The organism is Marinobacter sp. LV10R520-4 (assembly GCF_002563815.1).
In the GTDB taxonomy this organism is placed as follows: Bacteria; Pseudomonadota; Gammaproteobacteria; order Pseudomonadales; family Oleiphilaceae; genus Marinobacter.
The window spans coordinates 948376-973620 of sequence record NZ_PDJM01000001.1 but is presented as its reverse complement, the minus strand read 5'-3'; the positions used below and the strand labels follow the sequence as shown (position 1 = coordinate 973620).

The 25245-nt window shown below is 56.0% G+C and carries 24 protein-coding genes, 1 tRNA gene and 1 pseudogene; 7 read left to right on the top strand and 19 right to left on the bottom strand.

The features are described 5' to 3' along the window. Positions 1–17 precede the first annotated feature (17 nt). Entirely contained in the window at positions 18–1385 is a 1368-nt protein-coding gene (locus tag ATG98_RS04620; protein WP_098419691.1) for an HDOD domain-containing protein, read from the top strand. Here ATG98_RS04620 and ATG98_RS04615 read toward each other — a convergent pair. Continuing rightward, positions 1382–1852, bottom strand: coding sequence for a DUF2489 domain-containing protein (locus ATG98_RS04615; protein ID WP_098419690.1), 471 nt, complete (start codon positions 1850–1852; stop codon positions 1382–1384). The genes ATG98_RS04620 and ATG98_RS04615 overlap by 4 nt on opposite strands. A 521-nt stretch (positions 1853–2373) precedes the next feature. Between ATG98_RS04615 and ATG98_RS04610 the strand changes: the two are divergent. Together ATG98_RS04610 and ATG98_RS04605 are read left to right on the top strand one after the other, a co-directional pair. Continuing rightward, positions 2374–2940, top strand: a pseudogene (locus ATG98_RS04610) (transposase); the annotation flags it as partial. Between the two features lie 244 nt (positions 2941–3184). Next, the gene (locus ATG98_RS04605) at positions 3185–3406 is read left to right on the top strand and encodes a hypothetical protein (protein ID WP_098419689.1); all 222 of its coding nucleotides are present in this window, start codon (positions 3185–3187) and stop codon (positions 3404–3406) included. A 53-nt stretch (positions 3407–3459) separates the two neighbouring features. On the opposite strand, the gene ATG98_RS21795 is transcribed toward ATG98_RS04605, so the two are convergent. From ATG98_RS21795 to rpsU, 6 genes are all read right to left on the bottom strand, one after another. Further along, complete coding sequence (locus ATG98_RS21795) at positions 3460–4038, bottom strand: hypothetical protein (RefSeq protein ID WP_179888042.1); 579 nt, start codon at positions 4036–4038, stop codon at positions 3460–3462. Positions 4039–4103: 65 nt separating this feature from the next. Further along, positions 4104–4271, bottom strand: a complete 168-nt coding sequence (locus ATG98_RS21790; protein WP_179888040.1) for a hypothetical protein — start codon at positions 4269–4271, stop codon at positions 4104–4106. A gap of 183 nt (positions 4272–4454) precedes the next feature. Continuing rightward, positions 4455–4531, bottom strand: a tRNA-Ile gene (locus ATG98_RS04595). A 267-nt stretch (positions 4532–4798) separates the two neighbouring features. Then, positions 4799–6646, bottom strand: a complete 1848-nt coding sequence (rpoD, locus tag ATG98_RS04590) for an RNA polymerase sigma factor RpoD (RefSeq protein WP_098419688.1) — start codon at positions 6644–6646, stop codon at positions 4799–4801. Between the two features lie 107 nt (positions 6647–6753). Further along, complete coding sequence (dnaG, locus tag ATG98_RS04585; RefSeq protein WP_098422233.1) at positions 6754–8490, bottom strand: DNA primase; 1737 nt, start codon at positions 8488–8490, stop codon at positions 6754–6756. 160 nt (positions 8491–8650) lie between these two features. Next, positions 8651–8866: a 30S ribosomal protein S21 gene (gene rpsU / locus ATG98_RS04580; RefSeq protein WP_007350211.1), complete on the bottom strand. Its 216-nt coding sequence runs from the start codon at positions 8864–8866 to the stop codon at positions 8651–8653. Positions 8867–9106: 240 nt separating this feature from the next. Here rpsU and tsaD point away from each other — a divergent pair, with 240 nt between their 5' ends. After that, positions 9107–10165 (top strand): tRNA (adenosine(37)-N6)-threonylcarbamoyltransferase complex transferase subunit TsaD, encoded by a 1059-nt coding sequence (tsaD, locus tag ATG98_RS04575; protein WP_098422232.1) that lies wholly within the window; start codon positions 9107–9109, stop codon positions 10163–10165. 51 nt (positions 10166–10216) lie between these two features. On the opposite strand, the gene plsY is transcribed toward tsaD, so the two are convergent. Then, a complete protein-coding gene (plsY, locus tag ATG98_RS04570; protein WP_098422231.1) occupies positions 10217–10810 on the bottom strand; it encodes a glycerol-3-phosphate 1-O-acyltransferase PlsY in 594 nt (197 codons plus the stop codon). A 140-nt stretch (positions 10811–10950) separates the two neighbouring features. Here plsY and folB point away from each other — a divergent pair, with 140 nt between their 5' ends. After that, positions 10951–11310, top strand: coding sequence for a dihydroneopterin aldolase (gene folB, locus ATG98_RS04565; RefSeq protein WP_098419684.1), 360 nt, complete (start codon positions 10951–10953; stop codon positions 11308–11310). Then, positions 11307–11855, top strand: coding sequence for a 2-amino-4-hydroxy-6-hydroxymethyldihydropteridine diphosphokinase (gene folK, locus ATG98_RS04560; protein ID WP_098419683.1), 549 nt, complete (start codon positions 11307–11309; stop codon positions 11853–11855). Before folB ends, folK (ATG98_RS04560) begins: the two co-directional genes overlap by 4 nt. Here the strand turns inward: folK (ATG98_RS04560) and pgi are convergent. The 10 genes from pgi to dksA all read right to left on the bottom strand — a co-directional run bounded on the left by pgi (position 11808) and on the right by dksA (position 23929). After that, a complete protein-coding gene (gene pgi / locus ATG98_RS04555; protein ID WP_098422230.1) occupies positions 11808–13475 on the bottom strand; it encodes a glucose-6-phosphate isomerase in 1668 nt (555 codons plus the stop codon). The two genes, folK (ATG98_RS04560) and pgi, sit on opposite strands and share 48 nt — an antisense overlap. Before the next feature lie 73 nt (positions 13476–13548). Then, the gene (gene panC / locus ATG98_RS04550) at positions 13549–14397 is read right to left on the bottom strand and encodes a pantoate--beta-alanine ligase (protein WP_098422229.1); all 849 of its coding nucleotides are present in this window, start codon (positions 14395–14397) and stop codon (positions 13549–13551) included. Continuing rightward, positions 14394–15188 (bottom strand): 3-methyl-2-oxobutanoate hydroxymethyltransferase, encoded by a 795-nt coding sequence (gene panB, locus ATG98_RS04545; protein WP_098419680.1) that lies wholly within the window; start codon positions 15186–15188, stop codon positions 14394–14396. Before panB ends, panC begins: the two co-directional genes overlap by 4 nt. Before the next feature lie 116 nt (positions 15189–15304). After that, positions 15305–15808: a 2-amino-4-hydroxy-6-hydroxymethyldihydropteridine diphosphokinase gene (folK, locus tag ATG98_RS04540; protein WP_416376567.1), complete on the bottom strand. Its 504-nt coding sequence runs from the start codon at positions 15806–15808 to the stop codon at positions 15305–15307. Continuing rightward, positions 15808–17172: a polynucleotide adenylyltransferase PcnB gene (pcnB, locus tag ATG98_RS04535; RefSeq protein WP_098422228.1), complete on the bottom strand. Its 1365-nt coding sequence runs from the start codon at positions 17170–17172 to the stop codon at positions 15808–15810. Before pcnB ends, folK (ATG98_RS04540) begins: the two co-directional genes overlap by 1 nt. A gap of 701 nt (positions 17173–17873) precedes the next feature. After that, complete coding sequence (locus tag ATG98_RS04525; RefSeq protein ID WP_098419677.1) at positions 17874–19283, bottom strand: sigma-54-dependent transcriptional regulator; 1410 nt, start codon at positions 19281–19283, stop codon at positions 17874–17876. A 7-nt stretch (positions 19284–19290) separates the two neighbouring features. Continuing rightward, the gene (locus ATG98_RS04520) at positions 19291–22272 is read right to left on the bottom strand and encodes an ATP-binding protein (protein WP_098419676.1); all 2982 of its coding nucleotides are present in this window, start codon (positions 22270–22272) and stop codon (positions 19291–19293) included. Next, positions 22262–22438 carry a hypothetical protein gene (locus tag ATG98_RS21785; RefSeq protein WP_007350199.1) on the bottom strand — a complete coding sequence of 59 codons (177 nt, stop codon included), beginning with the start codon at positions 22436–22438 and terminating at the stop codon, positions 22262–22264. The genes ATG98_RS04520 and ATG98_RS21785 overlap by 11 nt, the downstream gene beginning before the upstream one ends. Positions 22439–22510: 72 nt before the next feature. Then, a complete protein-coding gene (gene gluQRS / locus ATG98_RS04515) occupies positions 22511–23431 on the bottom strand; it encodes a tRNA glutamyl-Q(34) synthetase GluQRS (protein ID WP_098419675.1) in 921 nt (306 codons plus the stop codon). 57 nt (positions 23432–23488) lie between these two features. Beyond that, complete coding sequence (dksA, locus tag ATG98_RS04510) at positions 23489–23929, bottom strand: RNA polymerase-binding protein DksA (RefSeq protein WP_018402539.1); 441 nt, start codon at positions 23927–23929, stop codon at positions 23489–23491. Positions 23930–24114: 185 nt separating this feature from the next. On the opposite strand from dksA, the gene sfsA reads away from it, so the two are divergent. After that, complete coding sequence (gene sfsA / locus ATG98_RS04505) at positions 24115–24846, top strand: DNA/RNA nuclease SfsA (protein WP_098422227.1); 732 nt, start codon at positions 24115–24117, stop codon at positions 24844–24846. Positions 24847–24888: 42 nt separating this feature from the next. Here sfsA and ATG98_RS04500 read toward each other — a convergent pair whose 3' ends face one another. Further along, a complete protein-coding gene (locus ATG98_RS04500) occupies positions 24889–25245 on the bottom strand; it encodes a pentapeptide repeat-containing protein (protein ID WP_098422226.1) in 357 nt (118 codons plus the stop codon).

The window sequence follows — 25245 nt, the reverse complement described above, 5'->3', positions numbered from 1 at the left end:
ACACGAGGTTATGTCCAATGGAAGTTCCGGCTACGGTTCGCCAGGCTCTTGGCGAGTGCGCAACCAGCATTGCATTGCGGGATGTCGATAAAGCTGACCCGGATCAACTGCTGCGAATGGTGCTGCTTAGCGACGGCTGCCACAAGCTTCAGGTCATTTACCGCAGCTGTGACTTGCTGGATCTTGAAACGCTGAACACGCAGCTGGGCTACAGTTACGCACTGTTGCCGCCGGCCGAACAGCAAAGGCTGTGCGGCCGGCTGGGATTGGCTGAGCTGCCTGCACTGCCGGCGCTGACGGGCTGGCACACGGTTATCGATTCGGCGGTAGATGCGTGCTCTGCAGTGGCTCTGGTACTGCAAGATCCTCACGTGGCCATGGTTATGCCCGCTAATGATTTTATAAATCTGTGCGGGGAGGCCGATCGCCTGGGCTGCGCAGTTGCTGTCGCGCCCCTGGCCGAGGCTGTAGCAGACCACGGAAATGATCGTGATCAGGTTCATTTTGCCATCAAGCGCTTTACCAGTTTGCGGATACGTCAACGCCTGGAAGACACGCTGGAGCTGCCGCCGCTTCCGGAAACGGCCCGCCGTATTATACGCCTGCGCACAGATCCCAATTCTGTATTGGCTGATCTGGTAGACATTGTGGAGAGCGACCCCAGCCTTGCAGCGCAAGTCATCAGCTGGGCATCGTCGTCGTTTTATGCGGCTCCCGGCCGGGTAAACTCGGTGCACGATGCCATATCCCGTGTGTTGGGATTTGATATGGTGATGAACCTGGCAATGGGGCTATCGCTAGGCCGGGTGCTGCGCCCGCCGGCACACGGCATTCGCGGCTATCTGGATTACTGGCAGCAGGCCGCTTGGCTGGCTCACGGTGCAGGGCTGCTGGCCAGCCTGATAACCGGCGCTCAGCGCCCTGTTTTCGGTTTGGCTTATCTGGCTGGCTTGCTGCACAATTTCGGCACTCTGGTGCTGGCTCATGTGTTCCCGCCCCATTTCAGCCTGCTCTGCCGCGCGCAAGAGGTGAATCCGGGCCTGGATTCGTCCATCGTCGAGCGCCACTTGCTGGGTATTACCGGCGGGCAGATTACAGCGCAACTGATGGAAAACTGGAGCATGCCGGAAGAGGTCACCAGCGCCATTCGTCAGCATAAAAACCCTGATGCTGCGGGTGAGCATCAAATCTATAGCCAGGTGCTTTGGCTGGCACGGCAGCTGCTTACTGAACGCGGAGTAGAGCTGGGAGTGGGTCAGCCTATCACCCCAAGAATATACCGACAGCTAGGGCTGGATGCGAAGCGGGTAAATGAACGTTTCGATCGGCTGGTCGCCAATCGCGATAACGTGCTGGAAATGGCCAGCATGTTGACGCCCTGCTAGCGCGCACCCTCGCTGAACACATGCACCCGAATGGCCGTGGCTGCGCGGCGAATTTCGTCAGCGTGGCCCTGTTCAATGGCATAGCGTTCTTTGTCCATCTTGTTGACAAACTTTGGCTCCGTTGCCAGACGGGCCTGATGGGTAGGCATATGTTGTAACTTGTCGTGTACCTGCTGAAAAACGGCAAACGGCGATTTTTGCAGCAGTGTTGGCTCCACATGATCCAGCAGGCCTTTGATGCGCAAGCAGGCCTCAGAATACTCCACCTGATCCGCCTCTACCGCCTGTGCCAGAATACGGATACTTTCAATCATCGATTCCCGCCGCTTGCGCGCAAACTCGCTCGCCTTTTCACTGCGTCGCTGATCAGCGCTTAATGCATCGCGTTGGCGATATATAAAAAGTGCCAGAAGGACAATAGCGCCCAAGCCAAATGCAATTAGCAGCCATTCTTGCCAGCTTTCCATGAAATGCTCCGTGTTGACGATATGTTTGCGGGCTTTGGAGGTGCTTCAAGCTTTGACAGATATACGGGTGGTGGGCCTTGCTTCTCTTGAACTCAGTCCGTAACCATCTGTTATTAAAAGCTATTGTATTTCGCTTTCTTGAAAGTACCCCCATAAGTACCCCCAACTTTGCGATGCTACCACGGGTACTCAACAGACTATACGGGAACATTAACAGGTGGCTCAAAAACATTTCTTATTTCGTGTGTAAAAAAGTAAACCTAAGGGAGGCGGTCGACCAAAAGCCAGACCTTGAGGTTTTACACTCCCCCCCCCGCCAGTGCGGTGACGGCGATCCCCTAGCCGGTACATGTGAGCTTGCCGCATTTGCCGCAGGTTGCCGGGCCTCAGAAACACATAAGGCGTAAATATCCTCACCGTTTTTGCAGGTTTCCCGAGGCCATCAAATTGATGGTCTCGGGCGTTCAACGCTGGCGGGCTTTATGGTCGCTGTATGCGGGCTCGAAGCTCTGGGCGCAGCGGTGATGGATCAGACGCAGCGGCGGGTATTCCAGGGCGAGACCGTGCCGGCGGATAAGAAGGTCTTCAGCCTGTTCGAGCCGCATACCGACATCATCATCAAAGGCGCCAGAGACGTCGCGTTCGGTCACAAGCTGAATCTCACCACTGGCCGCAGTGGGCTCGTGCTTGATGTGGTGATCGAGTCAGGCAACCCGGCTGATACCGCCCGTTTCCTGCCGATGATGGCGCGGCAGACAACGATCTACGGACGTCCACCGCGCCAGGTCGCCACGGATGGCGGCTATGCCAGCCAGGAGAACCTGGCGGCGGCCAAGGCGCTGGGCACCAAAGACGTGGCCTTCCACAAGAAGAAGGGACTCAAGGTCAGTGAGATGGTCAAGAGCTCCTGGGTGTATCGCAAGCTCAGGAACTTCCGTGCCGGCATCGAGGGCAACATCTCCTGTCTGAAGCGGGCTTATGGTCTGTCCCGTTGCACCTGGAAAGGACTTGAGCACTTCAGATCGTACGTCTGGTCTGCGGTGGTATCAAGAAACCTGCTGTTGCTGGCACGACTGCTTCAGACTTGAACTGAACACAGCTGAACAAGAGACATATCACGCCAGAATGAGTGGCACGGCCTTCGGCCGTCTGCAGAATGGCCAAAACGATGGCCCCAGAACGAGATGCCGCCCGCTGCAGTTAATGGTAGATTGACCACCACACGACTGTATAAAATACGATCAGAGATGGTGCTGGAAATCACTGGTTTCCGGATGGACACTTGCTAATGAGGCGAGCGGCCGCGAATGAAACCCCAGCGGATGCAGTGTCGTGAAAGCACGAATTTCCGCAACTACTCTCAAGCGTTTAGGCGCGCTTGAGCAACAGCGCGGGGAGAACCGCCCCGCCGCCATGTTCCCGCGATTGGTGCAGGTGGACGAATGGGGAGCGCTGGCAAGTCGGATGCAGGGGATACTGAAAGACAATGTGGTCAAGGATGAAGCGCCGGATTATGGCGACCTACCGAAGCTGGAACTGGTGGCGAGTCGATAACCACAACTTCCAAGGTGTCGATGTGGGTTTGCGCCATATGAATTTATGGCTATTTATCTGAGCTTTTTATTGCCAGTACTATCGTTGACTTGTGCGGAAATGCCAAGGTATTCGACCGCAAGTTCAGCGAAGACTTCTTGGCGTTTGCTTTCATTGACTAAAAGCATGGAGGCGCCAAGGATTAAGCTGGTCACAAGAAAGGACGACACTATGCCGGGGATGCCGGAAATCAACCAGTTACCAAGCTTCTCAAACCATGACTTGTGAGAGCTTTGATATTCCCTCATGTTCTTGAGAATTTTGGCTTTTTCTTTTTTGAAGGAAGATTGGTGCTGCTTCTCGATTTTGGCCCTTTCTCGCGCAAACTTTTCCCGCTCTTCGTTCTCTATTTCCAAGAAGAGGCTATTAAGATAATTTGTCGCTTTTTCCCTGTAATCATCAAGACTGTTATTTTGAAGAGTTTGGTCGTGAAAGGTGTCCACTTGTTGCTGGATGCTGCCCTCCTCTTTGCCTTGAGATCTTAAGTTGGTGGCTAAAGTATGCTTTTTGTGTTTATAGAGAGCGTATGCAACTAGACCTATTGCATCCTTATCATCTTCAACAAGAGAATTAAAAACCCACTTTTTACTCAACTGTCATACCCCTAGAAACGAAAACGCCCCAGTGAAGGGGCGCAGGCAGTGCCTTCCTTTTTATCTTAGGCACTTACAGCTGAAAGCGCCTGTGTCGATAGTCGCTTAATATAACGCTCGCGATCCTTCGAAACGATTTTTCTGTTTGAAAGACGGTCTGAACTAAAGCTGACTGAGCGTGTGACTTTGGTCACTATGCTATTGTTTTTTAATTCTTTCTTAGCAGCTTTCATATGAACCTCCTTGAAGGGGGCTATGCCACCCACACACACAGTGTAGCCACTGCAAAAAAAATGTGTAGTAGTTTTTCTGTTGAAATTTACTGAGGTGCCTCTGTCTATGCGAATGTATTCGGCAAACTCAGTTTCGCTAATTTTGAGAACACATCCCGAAACCTTATGGTTTGAGGCTTTGTATGGTGGGCCCAGGTGGACTTGAACCACCGACCAATCGATTATGAGTCGAGTGCTCTAACCAACTGAGCTATGGGCCCGAAACTCTAGGGGTGTACCCTGTGTTGCTTACAAGCCGCTTACATGGAGTGGCAGTTGCATTTCGATTACACGTGGTAAGCGATTGTATTGTGTATCTTTTCTCTTCACTTTCCAACCCCTGACCAAAGGATTATGAGTCGACTGCTCTAACCAACTGAGCTAAAGGCCCGTAACGCGGGGTATTCCGATGCTTCTGTTTGCGAAGTACAAACAAAAGCGAGCGCCATTATAGCGATGAGAGCAGGCGCTCGCCAGTGTTGTGACGCTTAAGTGTTGCCTTGATCGTCGATAAAGCCGCGCAAATGGTCCGAACGCGATGGATGACGCAGTTTACGCAGGGCTTTGGCTTCAATTTGACGAATCCGCTCGCGGGTAACATCAAATTGTTTGCCCACCTCTTCCAACGTGTGGTCGGTGTTCATTTCGATACCAAAGCGCATGCGCAGTACTTTTGATTCGCGGGCGGTTAAGCCGGCCAACACCGAGCGGGTGGCTTCGCGGAGGCCTTCGGCTGTGGCAGAATCTACCGGCGACAATGCTTGGATGTCTTCAATGAAATCGCCCAGATGGCTGTCTTCGTCGTCGCCAATTGGGGTTTCCATGGAGATCGGCTCTTTGGCGATTTTTAGTACTTTGCGAATCTTGTCTTCCGGCATTTCCATACGCTCGCCCAGCTCTTCCGGCGTGGGCTCGCGGCCCATTTCCTGCAACATCTGGCGCGAAATGCGGTTCAGCTTGTTGATGGTTTCAATCATATGCACTGGAATACGGATGGTGCGGGCCTGATCCGCGATGGAACGGGTAATGGCCTGACGAATCCACCAGGTAGCGTAGGTTGAGAACTTGTAGCCACGGCGATATTCAAATTTGTCGACCGCTTTCATAAGGCCGATGTTGCCTTCCTGAATCAGATCGAGAAATTGAAGGCCGCGGTTGGTGTATTTTTTGGCAATAGAAATCACCAAGCGCAGGTTCGCCTCTACCATTTCTTTCTTGGCGCGGCGGGCCTTGGCTTCGCCAATGGATACCCGGCGGTTGATTTCCTTGATGTCGGCAACGTCTAAATTTACATCCAGCTGTACGTTTTTGATGCGCTTTTGTAAGCGCACAATTTCGTCCAGGCGCTCAGAAATTGCAGAAGCATAGGGCTTCTTGCTGCGAGCGATTTTTTCAGCCCATTCTAAGTTGATCTCGTTGCCGGGGAACGATTTGATAAATTCTTTACGATCCATCTTACTTTCGCGAATGCAGATGCGCATGATGGTGCGCTCATTCTGACGGATCATGTCGTTGGTGGAACGAACAACGTTCACCAGTCCATCAAACGCTTTGTTGCCTAGCTTGAACGGGGCAAACACCGCACCCAGCTCGTTCAGGGCTTTTTGGGTGCGCTTGTCGCTGCGGCCGTGCTGTTCCAAAAGCTCATTGGCGACTGCCAGTTTTTCTTTTAGCAGGTCAAAGCGCAGGCGGGTCTCTTCGGGATCTGGACCGCTCTCGGTTTCTTCTTCAGCATCATCCGCATCGTCGTCGCTGTCTGCTTCTTCGGTGCTGGCAGATGGTGCCGGGGCAGGCTCTTCTGGCATGAACGGCTCTGCGTCATCCGGATCCAGAAAACCGGCAACAATATCGCTCAACCGGCCTTCATTCTCGACAATGCGATCGTAGCCTTGGATTACGGTACCGGTGGTGCCGGGAAAGTGCGCAACCGCCGCCATCACGTCGCGAATGCCTTCTTCGATACGCTTGGCGATAACAATTTCGCCTTCGCGGGTCAGCAGTTCAACGGTACCCATCTCGCGCATGTACATTCGCACCGGGTCGGTGGTGCGCCCGGCGTCGGACTCTACCGCGGCCAGAGCCGCTGCGGCCTCGGCAGCTGCCGCTTCATCGGCGGTTGTATCACCATCGGTCATAATCAACGTGTCAGCGTCTGGTGCAACTTCAGATACCTGAATGCCCATGTCGTTGATCATGCGAATGATGTCTTCGACCTGGTCCGGGTCAGCGATGTCTTCCGGAAGGTGATCGTTCACCTCGGCGTAAGTCAGGTAACCTTGTTCCTTGCCTCGCGCGATGAGGTCTTTTAAACGTGATTTTTGCGAATTGCCCGACATAGACACCCTGTAAGCCCGCTAAAGTAAATAAATATTAAGCAACCAGTATAGCTGCCGACCTAATGCTCTGCCACCGAATGATTAAATGGTGACCAGTGCTTAAATTTTCAAGTCCCGTTGTTCTTTGTACCACTGCTCAATGTACGTAATTCACTGCGTTCTTCAGGGCTCAGGTTGGCAAAATTCCGCAGTAACGCGGCCAGTCTTTGCTGTCGCGATGCTTCCTCGTCTGGGCTTAGAAGCTCCCGCGCCGCTTCCAGCGTATGTTCGCGCGCGGGTATGTGCTCAATGCCGTCAAACAAATGAAAAAAATGGTCCCTTGCTTGAACGTCCGTAGCCAAAGCGCTGATCAGTGCCGGCTGGTTGGCAAGTTTGCGTTCCAGAATCCAGCTGGCGAACGCCGCCGCCTGAATAAATTGCCGTGAGCCACGAGCGGCTTCGGCTACTTCTGCGGCCAGGTCTGGCGCTTCTGTCAACGCCAGGCACAGCAAGCTGTCTTTGCTCAGTTTTACGTCAATCCGCTGTTCTTGTATTCTCTCCCGCTGCCAGCCTTTGGCGCCGCCCCGTTCCTGCCAGGGTTTTTTCTGCCATTGGTCGCGGCCGCTGCAAAGGCGCAGCATTTCATGCCACATGGCGTCGCGCAGCGTGCACTTTGGCATTCTGTTGAGCATGGGCTCGGCCCGGGCGCGCAACTCTCCGCGGTGTTCGGGCAACTGTAAGTCCAGGCCATTGCTCTGGCGATCAAACAGATAGCGTGACAGCGGTATAGCCGCTTCAATCCGTTTACTGAAGGCTTCGGCGCCTTCTTTGCGAATCAGGGTGTCCGGGTCTTCGCCTTGGGGCAGCATCAGAAATTGCAGATGCAGACCGTCGGCCATTAGTTCCAGTGCGTTTTCCAGTGCACGGTCTGCCGCGCGAAAACCCGCTGTGTCGCCATCAAAACAGAACACAATGTGGCGTACCTGGCGCATTAAGGCGCTCAGGTTGTCATGATTGGTGGCGGTGCCCAGCGTTGCCACGGCAAACTGAATGCCGTGCTGGGCCAAAGCGATGACGTCCATGTAGCCTTCTACAACCAGCAACTTGTCCAGCTGTTTCAAGTTCTGCCGCGCTTCATACAAGCCGTATATTTCACGGCTCTTATGAAAAACATCAGACTCCGGCGAGTTGATGTATTTGGCTTTGTCGTCACCCAGAGTACGCCCGCCAAAGGCGATGGTTTTGCCGCGGGTGTTGCGGATTGGAAACATCACCCGGTTGCGAAACAGATCTCTGGGCCGGCCATACTGGTCGGATACTGTTTTGGTTTCCAGCAGTGGTTCTTTAAAACTTGTGCCTGCGGCGTCGCATAATGCTGTGCCGCCGGCGGGGGCAAATCCCAGCTGATATTGCTGGATGATCGCCTGGTCCAGCCCCCGTTGCTGCAGGTAATCGCGGGCAAATGCACCAGCCTCGCTGCTCAGCGCCTGCTGATAAAAACGGCTGGCGAAATCCAGTGCCTCTGTCAGCGTGCGAGTTTGCTGCATTTCCTGCTTGGCAGCCTGATCGTAGGGCACTTCCATTCCGGCTCTGCGCGCCAGATCTTCAACTGCTTCGGTAAAACCCAGGCCTTCGAATTCCCTTAAAAAACTGATCGCGTCGCCGTGTGCGCCACATCCGAAGCAGTGGTAAAAACCTTTGTCTGGCCGCACATTGAACGACGGTGTTTTTTCATCGTGAAACGGGCAGCAAGCTTTGTAATTCGCACCGGCTTTCTTCAGGGTAACGCGAGAGCCAATCAGCTCGGCCAGATCGATCCGGTCTAGCAGATCTTCAACAAACCGTTGCGGGATCAGTCCGCTCATTCGGGCTCCGAGTGTGGCCTTAGACGGGGCCGTAATAGCAGGATAGACAATAGACAAAAATGCCGCCGAAGCCAGGCCTCGGCGGCATTTTTAAATCGCTTTGAGCGGCCTGTAGCCGTTCAGGCGATTAATTTTTGCAGTCAAGCAGCGTTGCTAAAACTCAGTACAAACGCTCAAACTTACGCTGTTCACGCTGAAGTTTTTTGAGGTGACGCTTGACGGCAGCAGCAGCTTTACGCTTACGAACAGAAGTCGGCTTCTCGTAGTGCTCACGACGACGCACTTCGGAAAGGACGCCTGCTTTTTCGCAGGAACGCTTGAAGCGACGTAGGGCTACGTCAAACGGCTCATTCTCTTTCAGTTTAACAGCTGGCATTCGGAAATCACCTACCTGGGTCTATTTGGTTCTATGGGTTCCGCCGGGCTTGCCCTGTGCGGTTCTAACACTGGCGGGGATGGTTAAAACTCGACCAGTGCGTAATTTAGGGCGGCAACTATATCCCCTGGGTAGGGCTGAGGTCAATGTTTGTTCTGTGAAACTGCAGATGCACCTCGGGTTTCTGCTAAAATGCTTCGCCTCTGCATTTAGCTTCTTTTACTTTAATGGCCCATAACTATGCTGATTTTAGGTATCGAGACGTCTTGTGACGAAACCGGCGTGGCACTCTATCACACCGAGCGTGGTTTGCTGGCCCATGCGTTGTTCAGTCAGGTAGCGATACACGCTGACTACGGCGGGGTGGTGCCCGAGCTGGCCTCCCGCGACCACGTTCGCAAGCTGTTGCCATTGATCGAGCAAATTCTGGCTGAGGCAGGGCTTGCACGTGCAGACATCGAAGGCATTGCTTACACCGCCGGTCCCGGCCTTGTGGGCGCGTTAATGGTGGGCGGCGCCGTGGCTCACGCTTTGGGTTTCAGTATGGGCATTCCAGTATTGGGTGTGCATCATATGGAAGGGCATTTGCTGGCGCCAATGCTGGAGCAGAACCCACCGGCTTTTCCTTTCGTTGCGTTGCTAGTGTCCGGTGGCCATACCCAGCTGGTGCAGGTCATCGGTATCGGCGAGTACATTCTTTTAGGTGAGTCGGTTGACGACGCCGCCGGAGAAGCGTTCGACAAAACCGCCAAAATGCTGGGACTGGATTACCCGGGTGGGCCCAGAGTCGCGGCGTTGGCTGAAAAAGGACAGGCCGGGCGTTATCGCTTTCCGCGGCCAATGACAGACCGCCCGGGATTGGACTTCAGCTTCAGCGGGTTGAAGACTTTTACCCTGAATACCGTAAATGCCGCCCGTAAGGCGGGTGATCTGGGCGATCAGACCCGCGCTGATATTGCCCTGGCCTTCGAATCTGCGGTGGTGGACACCTTGGCAATCAAATGCAAACGCGCGTTACAGCTTACTGGGTGCAAGCGCCTGGTGATTGCCGGTGGCGTCAGCGCCAACACGCGACTGCGGACAGGCCTTGAGGGGATGACGGCAAAACTTGGCGCATCGGTGTTTTACGCTCGGCCAGAGTTCTGTACCGATAACGGAGCGATGATTGCCTACGCCGGGGCCCAGCGCTTGCGGGCAGGGCAGCAAGATGGTGATCGCATTGCGGCGGTGCCGCGCTGGCCGCTGGATACCTTGCCGCCCTTGAATCAGCGTTGCGATGACGGCCTGGCGGGTGCCTGATGGTTAGACTTTGGGGTGCCGGCAGCACTGATGAGTTGAAGACAGTGCGGGCTAGAAGCGGGTTTCGCGCCCCTGCGCCATTCGAATCAGATTATTGCGGTGGCGAACTAACACCAGTAACGCCAGCAGGCTGAACACTGGCAGAGTGTGGGGTTGAAGCAGCGCGCTGAGCAAAGGCCCGCTGAGCACGGCTACCAAGGACGCCATCGCCGAGATGCGCCAGCGCCACATGACCAAAAGCCACACTGCGGCCATCAATAATGTGGTTGTGTGTGCCAGTGCCAGGCCCGCACCAAGAGCTGTTGCGACGCCTTTGCCGCCTTTAAAACGATAGAAAACCGGGATCATATGGCCGGTGACTGCGCACAGGGCGACCGCCGCCTGAACGGTTGTTGACAGCCCCCATTGTTGTGCCGCCCATACTGGCAGCCAGCCTTTGCCGGCATCCAGCATCAGCGTCAGTGTGGCCGGCGCCCAGCCTCCGCTGCGAAACACGTTGGTGGCGCCCGGATTGGTGGAGCCTTGGGCGCGAGGGTCAGGCAGCTGCCAGGCACGGCTAATGGGTATGGCGAACAGCACAGAGCCGCCAAGATAGGCTGCGGCACACAGCAGTACCGTTACAACGGGGGCACTGGCAAATGTCATAGTGATGTGTCCTGGCTGGCGCAGACGGTTTGAGTCAAACTGTGCGAAAATCATTAAATATGTCGAGTCTGATAACTAACCTTAACTGCGCTGTCGGGCCGATTCAATCCGAAAAATGTGCAGCATCATCTGGAGTGCCTGTGGCAGATCGCGTGTTTATTGAAGGCTTGGAGGTCGAGGCGGTTGTGGGAGTCTACGACTGGGAGCGGGATATCACCCAGCGCCTGGTGGTAGACCTGGACATGGATTGGGATAACCGCGTGCCCGGCGCGTCTGATGACGTCAAGGACGCGCTGGATTACGCCGCGGTCAGTGACTGCGTGATCCGCTGTCTGCAAGCGCTGCAACCCAAATTGCTTGAGCACGCTGCAGAGGTACTGGCGGCCGAGTTGCAACGGGCGTTTGGTATCGAGTTTTTGCGGCTGAGCATTCGCAAACCCGGCGCCGTTCCGGCCGCGTCCGCAGTGGGCGTCAGCATCGAGCGTGGGCGCCGCCTGTGAACACTCCGGTGCTGGTGGGTATAGGCAGCAACCAGAACCGCGAAGCCTGTTTGCAGGTGGCATTAGATGCCTTGGCGGACTGGTTTGGCGAGTTGGCCTTGTCGCCGGTTTATGAAAGCCAGGCGGTAGGTTTTGACGGTTCGCCGTTTTTGAATATGGTTGCCGGATTCAATACTGCAATGCCGCTGGCCGAGTTGTCGCGCCGCTTTAAACAGCTGGAGGCCAACCATGGCCGGCTTCGGGGCAGCGCCCGCTTTGCAGCACAAACGCTGGATATCGACATTCTGACTTACGGCGATCAAGTAGGAGTGTTTTGCGGTGTGGAATTACCACGTGCCGAAATATTGGTGAACGCGTTTGTGCTAAAGCCCTTAGCGGACGTGGCCGGGTCGCGTTTACACCCACAACGTGGGCAAAGCTATCAGGATTTGTGGCAGCTGCACCGCGCTGGCCCACCCCTGCACAGGGTCAATTTCAGCTGGCGCGACCGTGTAATTTCAAACGCCGTTGGCGGCGCGGAAACGAGCGATCAGGGCATCGGTTGAACTGTCACTATTACCCGCGTTTGCCGGCGCCGGCTGGCCCAGCAGGCGCGGCAAAATGGTCTGCCCCAGCTGTTTGCCCAGCTCTACTCCCCATTGATCGAACGAATCCAGATCCCAGATGACACCCTGTACAAAGGTGCGGTGTTCGTACAGGGCGATCAACGCGCCCAGTGTGTAGGGCGTAAGCTGCTGCATCACCAGGGTGCTGCTGGGTTGGTTGCCAGGCACCACTTTATGTGGAGCAAGACGTTCAACGTCCTGCTCTGTGCGGCCCTCGGCAATCAGTTCACGGCGGGCCTGTTCCAGCGTTTTTCCGGCCATCATGGCCTGGGACTGGCTCAGGCAATTGGCAAACAGATCGGCGTGATGATTCGCAATGGGGTTATGGCTGACCAGCGGAATAATGAAGTCTGCCGGAATCAGCCGGGTACCCTGGTGAATGAGCTGATGGTAGGCGTGCTGTCCGTTGGCGCCGAGCCCGCCCCAGATGATCGGGCCAGTATGGTAGGTGACCGCAATGCCTGCGCGAGTCACGCGCTTACCGTTGCTCTCCATGTCCAGCTGCTGAAGGTGGTCCGGCAGGCTCCGTAAATACTGGTCGTAGGGCAAAATGGCGTGGCTGCAGGCGCCCCACAAATTGCTGTACCAGACACCCAGCATGGCCATCACCACAGGCATATTCTGCGCCAATGGCGCTTGCACGAAGTGGTCGTCCATGGCTTGGGCACCCACCAGCAACTGGCGGAAATTGTCCATGCCAATGCTCAAGGCAACCGGTAAGCCAATGGCCGACCAGAGCGAATAGCGCCCACCGACCCAGTCCCACATAGGGAACAGGCTGTCTGCCTCAATGCCGAAGGCTTGAGCGGCCTCAGCGTTCGCGGATACTGCTGCAAAGTGGCGTGCAACGGCGTCTTTTTGCGGGCAGTGCTGAATCAGCCAGTCGCGGGCGACTTTTGCGTTTTCCAGGGTTTCAGGGGTTTTGAAGGATTTTGACTGCACCAGAAACAGCGTGGTGTGCGGGCTTACCTGGCGCAAAATCTCGCAGATCTCAGTGCCGTCGATATTGGCTGCGTAATGGCAGCGCAAGCCGCCGTGGTGATAGGGCGTTAGAGCCTCTGTCGCCAGCTTTGGCCCCAGGAAAGAGCCACCAATGCCAATGCTGACCACGTCGGTAAAACGCTCGCCCGTGCAGCCTCGGCGTTCACCGCTTGCGACAGCGTTAACAAACTGCTGCATGTGTTCCAGCGTGGCGTGAACTTCCTCTATCACATTCTTGCCGTTTACCTGAATAGTCTGATCTGCACTCGCCCGCAGGGCGGTATGAAGCGCGGGCCTGTTCTCAGTGTTGTTCACCGGATCACCGGTAAACAGTGCACGGCGACGAGAGGCCAGTTGGCACTCTTCGGCCAGGGCCATCAGAGCGGCGAGGGCACCATCATCAAGGCGATTCTTGGAAAAGTCCAGAGTCAGGCCGGCTGCTTCAAGCAAATAGCGTGATGCCCGTTGGCTGTCCTCGGCAAACATCTTTGCCATGGGCTGTGTTGCTAGCCGCTTTTGTTGGCGCAGCAGCGCCTGCCAGGCTTTTGTAGCGGTTGGTATAGATGCATGGCCTTGCATGATGGCATCCTTAGCAAAATGGCCGGCGCTTGGGTCGCCGGGCGCAGAGTCTTCCGTAACAGGGCGAAGCCGGTCAGCGGACCAGTGAAATATTGTCGATGAGCCGGGTAGTGCCCAGAAACACCGCGGCCAGAATGGCAAGCTCGCGATCATCCGCGGTTGCTGGCTTCAGGGTCTGGCTGTTAACGATGTTAACGTAATCGGGTCGCAAACCGGCATTCAACAGTTCTATTTTCGCGTGTTCAGACAGGCGTGTAAAGTGTGTGTCACCCGCTCGCAGGTCTTTTGCCATGGTCTGAAGAATCTTTTGCAGAGCCGGTGCAAGGGCACGGTCTTCAATGCTGAGATAGCCATTACGGGAGCTTTTTGCCAAGCCGTCGCTGTCGCGCACGGTGGCGCCGCCGATAATTTCTACCGGAAGCATCAAATCGCGCACCAGCTTGCGAATAATGGTTAGCTGCTGCAGGTCTTTTTCGCCAAACAGAGCAAAATCCGGTTGCACTATATTGAACAGCATAGTGACAACGGTGGCCACGCCGTCAAAGTGGCCCGGCCGGCTGGCACCGCAGTGGTCTTCGCTGACGTCAGGCACTACCACTTTTGTCTGATGGGCCAGACCCGCCGGATAGATGTCCGCGGCGGAAGGCGTAAACAGCAGCGTATTACCGGCTTCCACCAGCAGGCTCTGGTCTTCCACCAGAGTGCGGGGGTAGCTGTCGAGGTCTTCGCTGGCACCAAACTGCATGGGGTTCACAAAGATGCTGGCGACCACGATGTCTGCGACTTCTGCGGCTCGTCGAACCAACGACAGGTGGCCTTTGTGCAAGTTGCCCATGGTGGGCACCAGCGCGATGGTTTTGCCTTGCTGACGCCAGCCGCGCACCATGGCGCGCAGCTCTTTAATGGTATTGACAGTTCTCATGCTTTAAACGTGTGCTCTTCGGCGGGGAATGTGCGCTCGCTAACGGCTTTGGCGTAGGCTGCCAGGGCGTTGGCAACGGAGCCGCTTTCAGCCAAGAAGTCTTTCACAAAGCGCGGTTTGCGGCCAGGGGTCATGCCCAGCATGTCGTGTACCACCAGCACTTGGCCGTCGGTGTCGGCGCCTGCGCCAATACCGATCACCGGAGCTTTGACGGCTTTTGCAATGCGTGCAGCCAGTGCGGCGGGCACGCATTCCAGCAGAATAACATCGGCGCCGGCGGCTTCCAGCTCGCAGGCGTTTTCAACCATCAGGTCTGCGGCCTTTTCGTCTCGCCCTTGCACTTTATAACCGCCGAACTTGTTGACGAACTGCGGTGTCAGGCCCAGGTGCGCGCACACTGGAACGCCGCGTTCGCTGAGCGCCTGAATGGTATCTCGCATCCAGTCGGTGCCTTCCAATTTGACCATATGGGCGCCGGCACGCATGAGCTCTGCCGCGTTTTCCAGCGCGGCTTCGGTAGTGCCGTAGCTCATAAATGGCATGTCGGCCATCACCAGTGAGCCGCGATTGCCTTTGGCGACGCAGCTGACGTGGTACACCATTTGGTCCATGGTGACGGGCAGGGTGCTGTCGTTGCCCTGCAGGACCATGCCAAGCGAGTCGCCGATAAGAATGACGTCTACGCCGGCTTCGCTGACCAGCTGGGCAAAGGTGGCATCGTAGGAGGTCAGTGCGGAAAATGCTTCGCCGCGCTGTTTGTATTCCCGCAGTGTATTGATGGTAACGGCCATAAATTCCTCGCCTTTGCGATAGTTGGTCTAAATACCGGCTATGCCGGATCTCCACAATTGAATCTGCCACTGAAGCAGTATCGTTCCAACCCCAACACTAGCAAATTTCGGGCGGTTTAGGCGTGCCCGTTTGTAGCGACTGGGGGCAGTTTTCGTAATTGGTTATCAGGGCACCGCTGGCGCAGCAGGGCTAATGCGGTGCCGTCGGGCAGGGTCAGTTTCGGATTTAAGTCCAACAGAGGTTGCAAGGCAAAGTCCCGCTGCGAAAGTTGTGCGTGGGGCACCGTCAGTCGGTCATTGTTTAGCGTTTGTTGGCCGAAAAGCAGCACGTCCAGGTCCAGAGTGCGTGGCCCCCAGTGCTGCAGACGCTCGCGGCCGTGGGCCTGTTCAATATTCTGTAAATGGTCTAGCAGAACGTGAGGCGTCAGGCCGGTATTCAGCCATGCGGCACCGTTGACATAATCTGGCTGGTCCTGAGGGCCCACCGGTTTGCTGGCGTAAAATGGGGATTGCGCAACCAGCGTGGTGTTTGGCAGCGCTGCCAACTCTGCAATTGCGCTGCCCAATTGCGCAGCCGGGTCTGCCAGGTTGCTACCCAGGCCAACGAATACGTCGGTCATCATGAATCCTGCGGGGGCCGCTTAACCGGTTTACGCCGGCGCTTGCGAGGTTTGGCTTCACCGCTGTCAAGATCTGTAATCATGCGTTCCTGGGCACGCTCGTCAAGTCGTTGAAACTGTGTCCACCACTGGCCAAGACCGGGCTCAATCTCGCCGGCGCTCTCGCGCACCAACAAGAAATCATAGGCGGCGCGAAAACGCGGATGCCCTAAGGTGATCAGTGCGCGTTTTCCCTGGCGCCGTGGCAGGCGCATCTGCAGTTCCCAGATTTCCTTCATGGGCCCGGAGAATCGCTTGGGGATAGACGTCGCCTGTACCTGGCGGCCAATCACCTTGGAAATCGCACTGTGCAGAGCCGGTTGTACCGGATCGCCGTTGTCTTGGCGCCGGCGCCATTCGGCTTGCAGCGCAGGCCACAACATGGCGGCGAACAGGAAATACGGGGTAACGGATTTGCCTTGGGCTATGCGTGAGTCGGTGTTGCGCAGGGCCTGGCGGATTAGTTCGTCGGGTTCACCGGCTGCCAGCGCGCTGGCGGTGTCGGGAAATAACGGTGCCAGCAAGTCGTAGTGGCGTAGTTTGTCAAAGGTTGCTTCGCCGTAGCCGGCGGAAAACAGTTTTAGCACTTCGTCAAACAGCCGCGCCGCGGGAATGTGAGTGAGCAGCGGTGCCAGCTCGCGAATGGGGGCCTCGGTGGCCGGCTCGATGGCAAAATCGAGCTTGGCGGCGAAACGAATGGCGCGCAGCATGCGCACAGGGTCTTCCCGGTAACGGATTTCCGGGTCGCCAATCAACCGCATCTGGCGGTTGTTCAGGTCATCAACGCCGTTTGCGAAGTCAATAACGCTGAAATCGCGAATGCAGTAATAAAGGGCATTGATTGTGAAATCCCGGCGCAGCGCATCTTCTTCGAGGTTGCCGTAAACGTTATCGCGCAGCAGCTGCCCGTGTTCGCTGGTTTTGCGATCGTCATCGTCATCATCGGCGGGGTTGGCATTGCCGCGGAAGGTTGTTACCTCGATGACTTCGCGGCCGAAGACCACGTGCACAATGCGAAACCGGCGGCCAATCAGGCGCGAGTTGCGAAACAGTTCGTGCACTTCTTCCGGCGTTGCGTCGGTCGCAATGTCGAAATCTTTGGGTTGGCCACTGAGCAGTATGTCGCGCACGCCGCCGCCCACCAGATAGGCTTCGTAGCCGGCTTTGTTGAGGCGATGCAGAACTTTTTTGGCGGGCTCACTGATGGCCGTGCGGGAAACGCTGTGCTGGTCCCGCGAAATGTCCCTCCGCTGATAGCCAAGGGGTTTCTTCCGGGAGCTGCCGGGCATGAACGAGCGCAGTTTGTCGACGAGTCTTTTAGGCATTGAAATCCGTTGCGGCCATAGCGGCGATGAGCAAAAACCATGAGTTTAACGGTTTGCGCCGCTTTTGCACACGTTTGCTGCGGATTGCTATGATTTGCCCATGCCCGGTTATTTACCTGGGCCCATAAATTAAAGGGCGGATCCGCTTACACGAACCCGCCCACTAAAATCTGACGATCTAAATTATTTTTGTTATTGCCGGGATTTTTCTTACTTTTTGTGTCCCACCGTAAGCCCCAATATCAGGGTATTTCAAACAAACAGAAAACTTTGAATACTTAGAGTGGTCAAAAGCGTTGTTCAAGTCTTACGTATCCGCAGCGCCGTCTGGTTGACGATTCTTATCTGCTTCAACAACCTTCACAAGCTAAGGGACCGCTAAAAAGCCAGGCATCCAAAACACTCTATTCGCTCGCGCTCTATTTTTATTTTTGTTGCTGAGCGCTTCTCGCAGCTATTTTTTTGTTTTTGTTGGCACGCTGCACTGTCACGTCTTGTTTTTGTTGTTGTGCCCTATATACATAGCAGTCGCCGTGCCAGTTTTATGAATATGACTATAAACAATGGCTTGGCGTTTTCTTCTGGATAGGTGTTACCCCGTATTTGGGGAAAGTGTTACCGGTAAGTCATAAATGGCGGGGAAAGTGTTACCAAGGGAAACAGTTGGTAACACAAAGCAGAGTGGTCGACAGCAGCCGATGTCAGCTGCCAGACGTTTTTTTGCGAGGAATGCCCAGGCGCTGGCGCCTTTCCCATAAAGATTTACGACTGATACCCAGTTTTTGGGCCAATTCGGTTTCACTCATGCGGTCCTGATTCTCCAGCACAAAGTGTTGAAAGTAGTCTTCCAGCGACAGGTCGCCCTGGCTGTCTGCACTTTGGGTATGGGCTTGCTTGTTGTTACCGGCCACCAGAGTTTCGGGGATGTACTCGCTGTCGCCGTCGCCGTTCAGATCCAGCAGTGCAGGGGTAATCAGTTCGGAATCACATAAAATAGTGGCCCGTTCAATGGCATTTTCCAGTTCCCGTACGTTTCCCGGCCAGCGATGCCGCTCTATAGTGCGCACGGCGTCTGCGCTGAGCTGTAAATCGGGTTTGCCCATTTTGGCACCTTGGCGCTTTAAAAAGCGCTGCGCCAGTATCAGAATATCTCCTTGGCGATCGCGCAGCGGGGGGATGCGCACCTGCATGACGTTCAGGCGATAGAACAAATCTTCGCGGAATTCGCCGGTGCGGGTCATGGCTTTTAAGTTGCGGTGGGTGGCTGCCAGCATGCGCACGTTTACTTTGAGGCTTTGGGTAGACCCCACCTTACGGATTTCGCCCTCTTGCAAAACCCGCAGTAGCCTGGCTTGAGCTTCGGCGGGCAGTTCGCCTATTTCGTCCAGAAACAGACTACCGCCGTTGGCAGCCTCAATCAGCCCGGTACGGGCGCCGACGGCACCAGTGAAGGCACCTTTTTCGTGGCCGAACAGTTCCGATTCAATCAAGCTTTCGGGAATGGCCGCGCAGTTAACGGAAATCAGTGGAGCCGCCGCCCGCGGGCTCATCAAGTGAAGGGCGCGAGCTGCCAGTTCCTTGCCGGTACCGGACTCACCCTGAATAAGCACCGTGGTTTCGGTGGGTGCCACTTTGCGAATCAGGGTGAACACCCGCTGCATAGGTTCGCACTGACCAAACATGATACTTGCCGGGTCTGACTCGGAGGCCTGGGTCACTGTTTTGGTGGTCACGGCGCCGCTGTCATCAGCCGCCGCCGGCGTGGATTTGCGCGCCAGAATGGCGGCTACCGACGCCAGCATTTCGTCGTGATCAAAAGGCTTGGCGATGTACTCCACGGCCCCCAGTTTCATAGAGTCAACGGCAGAGCGCAGGCTGGCGTAGCTGGTCATAATCAGCACCGGCGTTGCCGGTGCGCGTCGGATCATTTCGGTGCCCGGAGCACCGGGTAATCGAAGATCGGATATGATCAGATCGAAACTGCCCAGGTCATGCTCTTCGGCTTCCTCCACCGAACCAGCGTCGGTGACGTCGTAGCCGGCGTGGGTCAGCATCTTACGGACTGCGGAGCGAATGATGTCTTCATCTTCAACAATCAGGATACGGGGCATATCTGTGCTAGGACCTTTGATTCTGGCTGTAGGCAGCGGGTGTATCTTCGGGCTCGTAAGCAGGCAGCTTCAGGCGAATGCAGGTGCCCGGGTTGCGGCTGCCTGCGGCGTTGAGCTGCGCCGGGCTATACGCCGGACTCTGCGCCTGAATATTGCCATAGTGCTCTTCAACAATGCTGTAAACCAGAGCTAGACCAAGACCTGTGCCTTTATTGGTAGGTTTGGTGGTGTAAAACGGCTCAAAAATGTGATCAAGCTTGTCAGCGGCGATGCCGCTTCCCTGGTCAATGACTTCGATGATAGCCGAGTAGTCATCGGCCTTGCCAATCACCCGCACTTCGCCGCCGTCCGGCGAGGCGTCACGGGCGTTGGTCAGCAGGTTTACAAACACCTGCACCAGCCGCTGCTCATCCCCCAGAATGAGCAGTTCCGGAGGGCACTCGTTGAGGTACGAAATGCCCAACCCCTTGTCGCTCAACGACAATAAATTGATGGACTCTTGCACGCAGCGGCGTATTTGCACAGGCTCGTAACGGTTGGCGGGGGCGTGATTGCCGGTGCGGGCGAAATTCATCAGTGACTGCAGAATATTCGAGATGCGCCGGGTTTGCTGCTGAATCTGGTCGGCGGTGTCCAGAATATCCGGGTTATCGGTTTCCAGTCGCAGATTTTGCGCCAGCGAAGAAATGCCGGTAACCGGGTTGCCGATCTCGTGAGCGACACCGGCGGCCAGCCGGCCCACTGAGGCCAGCCGTTCGCTGTGCATCAGTTCGTCTTCGAGCAAGCGAATCTCGGTTTGGTCTTCGACCATAATAATGCTGCCGCTCTCGGCATGGTCGGGCCCGCTCAGGGCGGCTTTGTGCAAGTTCAGCCAGTGTGGCCGGCCACGCAGGTCCAGGCGGTGTTTGTAGCGGTGCACGTCTTCGCCCTGGTTAAAGTCGTCCAGAAGCTGGTGCCAATGCGGCGGCAAGGTGGCCAGGCGCGCGCCAACCACTTCGTCGGCGCTGATGCCCGTCAGGCGCTCCATGGTCTGATTCCACATCAAGATCTCGCCGTCTTCACCCACTGAACAGGCGGGTATGGGCAGATTTAGCAGGGTCTGACGATAATGCCGGCGCAGATTGTCCAGCTCACCGGCTAACCCGGTGAGCCGGTTCTGATAGTCGCCCAAGGCGCCTTCCACGTAGCGAATATCCTGAGCTGCTCGCTGCATGGGTTTGAAACCCAAATGGCGCTTGAGCATATCACGGGCGATTTCCGGCCCCATCAGGCCCGACAGATTGGCTTCCACCTGGTCTCGCAGGCGCCTTAGCTGATAAGGGCGGTACTCTACTTCGGGCAGTTTCAGTTGCAGCAGTGCACGTTCCACCTCGCGCTGGGCGCCATCTTGTCCCAGAGGAGCGCTGAGCTGGCGTACAAAGTCTGCAGACGATGTGGCCAGCAATTCGCGCCGCTGCGGCCGCGACAAGGCCCCAAGCGAGCAGGCTTGGGCGGCGCTGCGTTCTTCACTGTTGCTGGAGCTAAGCACAGACACCACCACGAACATCGCGACGTTGGTGCCCAGGCTGAGGAACATAAACAGGTGCCAGTTACCGGCAGTCGGCACTACCGGACTGCCCAGCCACAGCAGTAGATTTGCAGCGCCGGAAAAGGGGAACATCAGGGTGGTCACCCAGATTGCCAGTCCGGTCAACAGGCCGGCGATCAGACCGCGACGGTTGCCTTCGGGCCAGAAGATGACACCTAAAGCGCCGGGTAATAGTTGCAAGGTGCCGCTCAGGGAGATTGCGCCAAGAATCGACAGCTGCAGATTTTTGCCCAGGGTTTCATGAAACATCAGAGCCAGAAACAGGATCAGGGCAATCAGCAGCCGCTTGACCCATTGCAGCCAGCGGTAGATGTCGGCCTGATCTTTGGGCGTTTTCAGGGGCAATACAATGTGGTTCAGGGCCATACCCGCAAGCGCCAGGGTGCTTACAATCATTAAGCCACTGGCGGCAGACAGCCCTGCAATGTACATCATCAGCGTTAACGCCGGGCTGCCCAGGGCCTGGCCAATGCCAATGCTGTAGTAATTGGCAGTTGTGGTTACCCCAAGCTCCTGGCCACCCCAGAGAATCAGCGGTATCGGCAGGCCTAGCAGCAACAGGTACAGGGGGAAGCCCCAGCTGGCTTTGGCCAGCGACGCCGGAGACGGGTTCTCGCTGAAAATCATGTGGTACATGTGTGGCAGAACCAGCACCGATGCAAAAGACATCAGCATAACCGCCCGCCAACTGGCGTCGTCGATACTCATGGCCATGTCAACAACGGGAGTCTGGTTCTGGTCCAGCCAGAGCTGAAGGGCATCGGGGCCGCCAAATACACCAAACAGAATGATGCCGCCTAATAGCAGCAGTGCCAGCAGCTTCACCAGTGAATCAAAGGCGATGGCCACCACCAGCCCCCGGTGATTGCTGGCGTGGGCGCTGCGGCGGGTGCCAAACAAAATGGCGAACAGCACCACAGTTACGCTGAACAGAGCACTAATAACGTTAGGCGACACATCGGGGGCAAGAATGCTGGCAGAACTGGTGACGGCCTGAATCTGCATGCTCAGCAACGCCAGAATGGCGGCGCCAGAGCACAGTGTGACCAAAGTGCCCGCCCATTGGCTGCGATAGCGATACGCAAAAAGGTCAGCCAACGAGGTTAGCTGATACGCCCGCCCGATACGCATGTACGGATTCAGCAGCACCGGTGCCAACAAAAACGCACCGCTGATGCCCACGTAATAGGCCAGAAAGCCGTAACCGGTTTCCGCCGCGGCACCCACCGATGCATACACCGACCAAATGCCGGCGTACACGCCCAGGCTAAGAACGTAAATGAGCGGGTGGCGCACCAGCTTGCGTGGCAGCAAGCCACGCTCTGATACCCAGGCAATGCCGAACAGCAGGCTCAGATACGCAACGCTGACCAGCAGCAGGCCGGCAGCACTAAAATTCATTGGGATCACGCCGCCATTCCAACCATACGCCAATGGCAATTAATCCGGCCCAGATCAGATACGGGCTGTACCAGGCATTGCCGGACGACATCCACCAGTCAAGAATGTTGGGAGAGAATACGTAAATCGCCAGGACCAGCAAAAAAACCAGACGATAGATATACATCTAGGGTAACCGTGCCGCAGTGGATTCATGGCTTTATAACATGATCGCGCCGTTGCTGTCAGAAATGGCGGGCTACCAGTGCTGGGCGGTGGGCACAGGAATCGCGCTGCGCTGCCAATGGGCATGGGCCCAGGCAAGAACGTTGGCGGGTGGTTGCTGGGCCAACTGCGCTGGCGGTTGTTGGCCTAAAGCGTTCAGCGCGGCCATTAAATTTGCGCTGGGATTGGCGTCGTCCAGCGCCGGGGCGTGGTTCTGCTTGCTCAGCTTCTGGCCTTGCTGGTTGCGTATCACCGGAATGTGCAAAAACTGCGGCACGACGGCACCCAGCGCCTGAAACATCTGGTGCTGGGCGGCGGTCATGGTGCGCAGGTCTGAACCGCGCACAACGTGGCTGATGGCCTGATCGATATCGTCAACCACGACGGCCAATTGGTAAGCGTAGAAGCCCTCTTTACGCAGTATCACCGGGTCGTCTGTTTCTGCCTTCAGGTTCTGTTGCTGTTCACCCAGCAGCTGGTCAGTCCAGCGACAGCGTTGGCTGCGCAAGGCAAAGCGCAGGGCGAAGTCACCGGGCGGCCAAGGGTGTTCGTTTGGTACGCTGGGGTTGAGGTAGTGGTTGAGGGAATGTTTGCGGCAATGGTTGGGATGTTGACCTTGGTTGGCCAGCAGCTGTTTGCGTGAGCAGGGGCAAAAATAGGCGTGCCCGTTTTTCAGCAGGGTTTCAGCAGCGGCGCGATAAGCGCTATGGCGTTGGGATTGAAAGCGTACAGGTTCATCGCCAATCAGACCGTGGGCGCTCAAGCTGCGGAGTATTCGGGGTGTCGCATCTAACGGTTGGCGTAATGGGTCCAGATCTTCAACGCGCACCAGCCATTGGCCCTGGTGGTGCTTGGCCTCCAGATAGCTGGCCAACGCGCTCACCAGTGAGCCGAAGTGCAGAGGGCCGGTGGGCGATGGCGCAAAGCGGCCGCGGTAAGAAACGTTAGGCGTCATGGTGAATCACGCCGGCGCAATAGCAGCCGGCGCCGTTTTGGCAGGTTGGCAGGCAGGTCAGATGCCGGTCTGGCGCTCGCGGATTTCCGCCAGGGTTTTGCAATCAATGCACAACGTGGCAGTGGGCCGGGCTTCAAGCCGGCGGGCGCCTATTTCCACGCCGCACTGGTCGCAAAAGCCGTAATCGTCTTTGTCGATGCGATCAACGGTTTTGTCGATCTTCTTGATCAGTTTGCGCTCGCGGTCACGGGTACGCAGTTCCAGGCTGAACTCTTCCTCTTGGGTAGCTCTGTCGCTGGGGTCTGCGTAGTTGGCGGCATCTTCCTGCATGTGGTGCATGGTGCGATCTACTTCTTCCATCAGCTCCTGCTTCCACTTCAGCAGTAGGCCTTTGAAGTGTTCAAGCATGTGCGCGCTCATGTATTCTTCACCCTTTTTCATTTCGTAGGGAGTGAAGTTGGTGAAGTTTTCGCTTGAATTGGCTGTTTTATTGGTCATTGAACCCGGCCTCTTGTGAGTACTGCTACAAGAACGCTTTGCTTCCTTTCGCGTCAGCCCCCGTGGCTGTGCGGTATAAAACCTGGATTATAAAGCATTCGCCCTGAAACGGGATTTTGCGGAAAATAGCAGATAAGTTGCGGGGGTACCAGCTTTGCTGCAATACATACGACTAAGAGGTATGCATGAAGTTTGAACAATCGTTACTGGAGGGGCGGCTTATTCGCCGCTACAAGCGCTTTTTGGCCGATGTGCGACTGGCTGATGGTAGTGAAGTAACCGCCCATTGCCCAAACACCGGCAGCATGCTGGGTTGTCAACCGACGGACGGCAGGGTATGGCTGAGCCGCAGCGATAACCCTGCGCGCAAGCTGTTGTATACCTGGGAGCTTGTTGAAACGGCTCCCGGCACTTTGGCTTGTATAAATACGACAAGACCGAATTCCCAGGCCCGCGAGGCGATTGAAGCGAGCCGTATCACTGAGCTGACTGGGTATAGCCATTGCCGCCCGGAAGTAAAATATGGCGAAGAAAAAAGCCGGATTGATCTGTTACTTTCCGGCCATGAAGCCAAGCCGGATGCCTGGGTAGAAGTGAAAAACGTAACGCTTGAGGACAACGGTCAGGGCTTTTTTCCAGACGCCGTGACAACTCGCGGGCAGAAGCACCTGCGAGAACTTATGGCTCAGGTTGCGTTAGGTGATCGTGCGGTGCTGTTTTTTGTGGTGAATCACACGGCTATCGAAACCGTGCGGCCGGCAGATCATATAGACCGGCATTACGGCCAGCTGTTGCGACAAGCCTGTGACGCAGGCGTAGAGATCATGGCCTACCGGGCAAACCTGGCCAACGATGACGGTACCCCGTCCGGAGAGATGACTCTGACCAAACCGGTGCCGGTTATTCTTGAAGTCTGACGTCCGGTTCAGTTAAGGCGTCCAGCTTCATCTGCCTGCTTGTTACGTGCCTGTGCTGTACCGCATACGCGTGCCATGGTTCAGAGACATTAAAAGCTCATCGGCTTGAAGCCGGTCAGGAAAGAAACTGCCGGAAATCTTGGCACCCGCAATACTGGCTCCTTCCAGGTTTGAGTGACTGAAATCTATACCTCTGAGGTCTGCGCCTCGAAAATAGGCGTGGCTCATGTCGAGCCCTTTGGCATCCATGCCACGCAAGTCCAGCCCTCTGAAATCCCCATGAGCAAAACTGGGAAGATCGCCGCGAGCTGATTTTTTAGCATTGAAGGCACTAATATCCTCAGTGCGAAGCGTTTCGTAAAGTGGGTCTTTAATATGGTGTACGGTGTCTGTTGGCAT

Excerpts from the sequence above, each read along its gene's own strand:
- ATG98_RS04620 (WP_098419691.1), top strand. The coding sequence starts at position 18 with ATGGAAGTTCCGGCTACGGTTCGCCAGGCTCTTGGCGAGTGCGCAACC.
- ATG98_RS04615 (WP_098419690.1), bottom strand. The coding sequence starts at position 1,852 with ATGGAAAGCTGGCAAGAATGGCTGCTAATTGCATTTGGCTTGGGCGCT.
- ATG98_RS21790 (WP_179888040.1), bottom strand. The coding sequence starts at position 4,271 with ATGAAAGCTGCTAAGAAAGAATTAAAAAACAATAGCATAGTGACCAAA.
- rpoD (WP_098419688.1), bottom strand. The coding sequence starts at position 6,646 with ATGTCGGGCAATTCGCAAAAATCACGTTTAAAAGACCTCATCGCGCGA.
- dnaG (WP_098422233.1), bottom strand. The coding sequence starts at position 8,490 with ATGAGCGGACTGATCCCGCAACGGTTTGTTGAAGATCTGCTAGACCGG.
- rpsU (WP_007350211.1), bottom strand. The coding sequence starts at position 8,866 with ATGCCAGCTGTTAAACTGAAAGAGAATGAGCCGTTTGACGTAGCCCTA.
- tsaD (WP_098422232.1), top strand. The coding sequence starts at position 9,107 with ATGCTGATTTTAGGTATCGAGACGTCTTGTGACGAAACCGGCGTGGCA.
- plsY (WP_098422231.1), bottom strand. The coding sequence starts at position 10,810 with ATGACATTTGCCAGTGCCCCCGTTGTAACGGTACTGCTGTGTGCCGCA.
- pgi (WP_098422230.1), bottom strand. The coding sequence starts at position 13,475 with ATGCAAGGCCATGCATCTATACCAACCGCTACAAAAGCCTGGCAGGCG.
- panC (WP_098422229.1), bottom strand. The coding sequence starts at position 14,397 with ATGAGAACTGTCAATACCATTAAAGAGCTGCGCGCCATGGTGCGCGGC.
- panB (WP_098419680.1), bottom strand. The coding sequence starts at position 15,188 with ATGGCCGTTACCATCAATACACTGCGGGAATACAAACAGCGCGGCGAA.
- folK (WP_416376567.1), bottom strand. The coding sequence starts at position 15,808 with ATGACCGACGTATTCGTTGGCCTGGGTAGCAACCTGGCAGACCCGGCT.
- pcnB (WP_098422228.1), bottom strand. The coding sequence starts at position 17,172 with ATGCCTAAAAGACTCGTCGACAAACTGCGCTCGTTCATGCCCGGCAGC.
- ATG98_RS04525 (WP_098419677.1), bottom strand. The coding sequence starts at position 19,283 with ATGCCCCGTATCCTGATTGTTGAAGATGAAGACATCATTCGCTCCGCA.
- ATG98_RS04520 (WP_098419676.1), bottom strand. The coding sequence starts at position 22,272 with ATGAATTTTAGTGCTGCCGGCCTGCTGCTGGTCAGCGTTGCGTATCTG.
- ATG98_RS21785 (WP_007350199.1), bottom strand. The coding sequence starts at position 22,438 with ATGTATATCTATCGTCTGGTTTTTTTGCTGGTCCTGGCGATTTACGTA.
- gluQRS (WP_098419675.1), bottom strand. The coding sequence starts at position 23,431 with ATGACGCCTAACGTTTCTTACCGCGGCCGCTTTGCGCCATCGCCCACC.
- dksA (WP_018402539.1), bottom strand. The coding sequence starts at position 23,929 with ATGACCAATAAAACAGCCAATTCAAGCGAAAACTTCACCAACTTCACT.
- sfsA (WP_098422227.1), top strand. The coding sequence starts at position 24,115 with ATGAAGTTTGAACAATCGTTACTGGAGGGGCGGCTTATTCGCCGCTAC.
- ATG98_RS04500 (WP_098422226.1), bottom strand. The coding sequence starts at position 25,245 with ATGCCAACAGACACCGTACACCATATTAAAGACCCACTTTACGAAACG.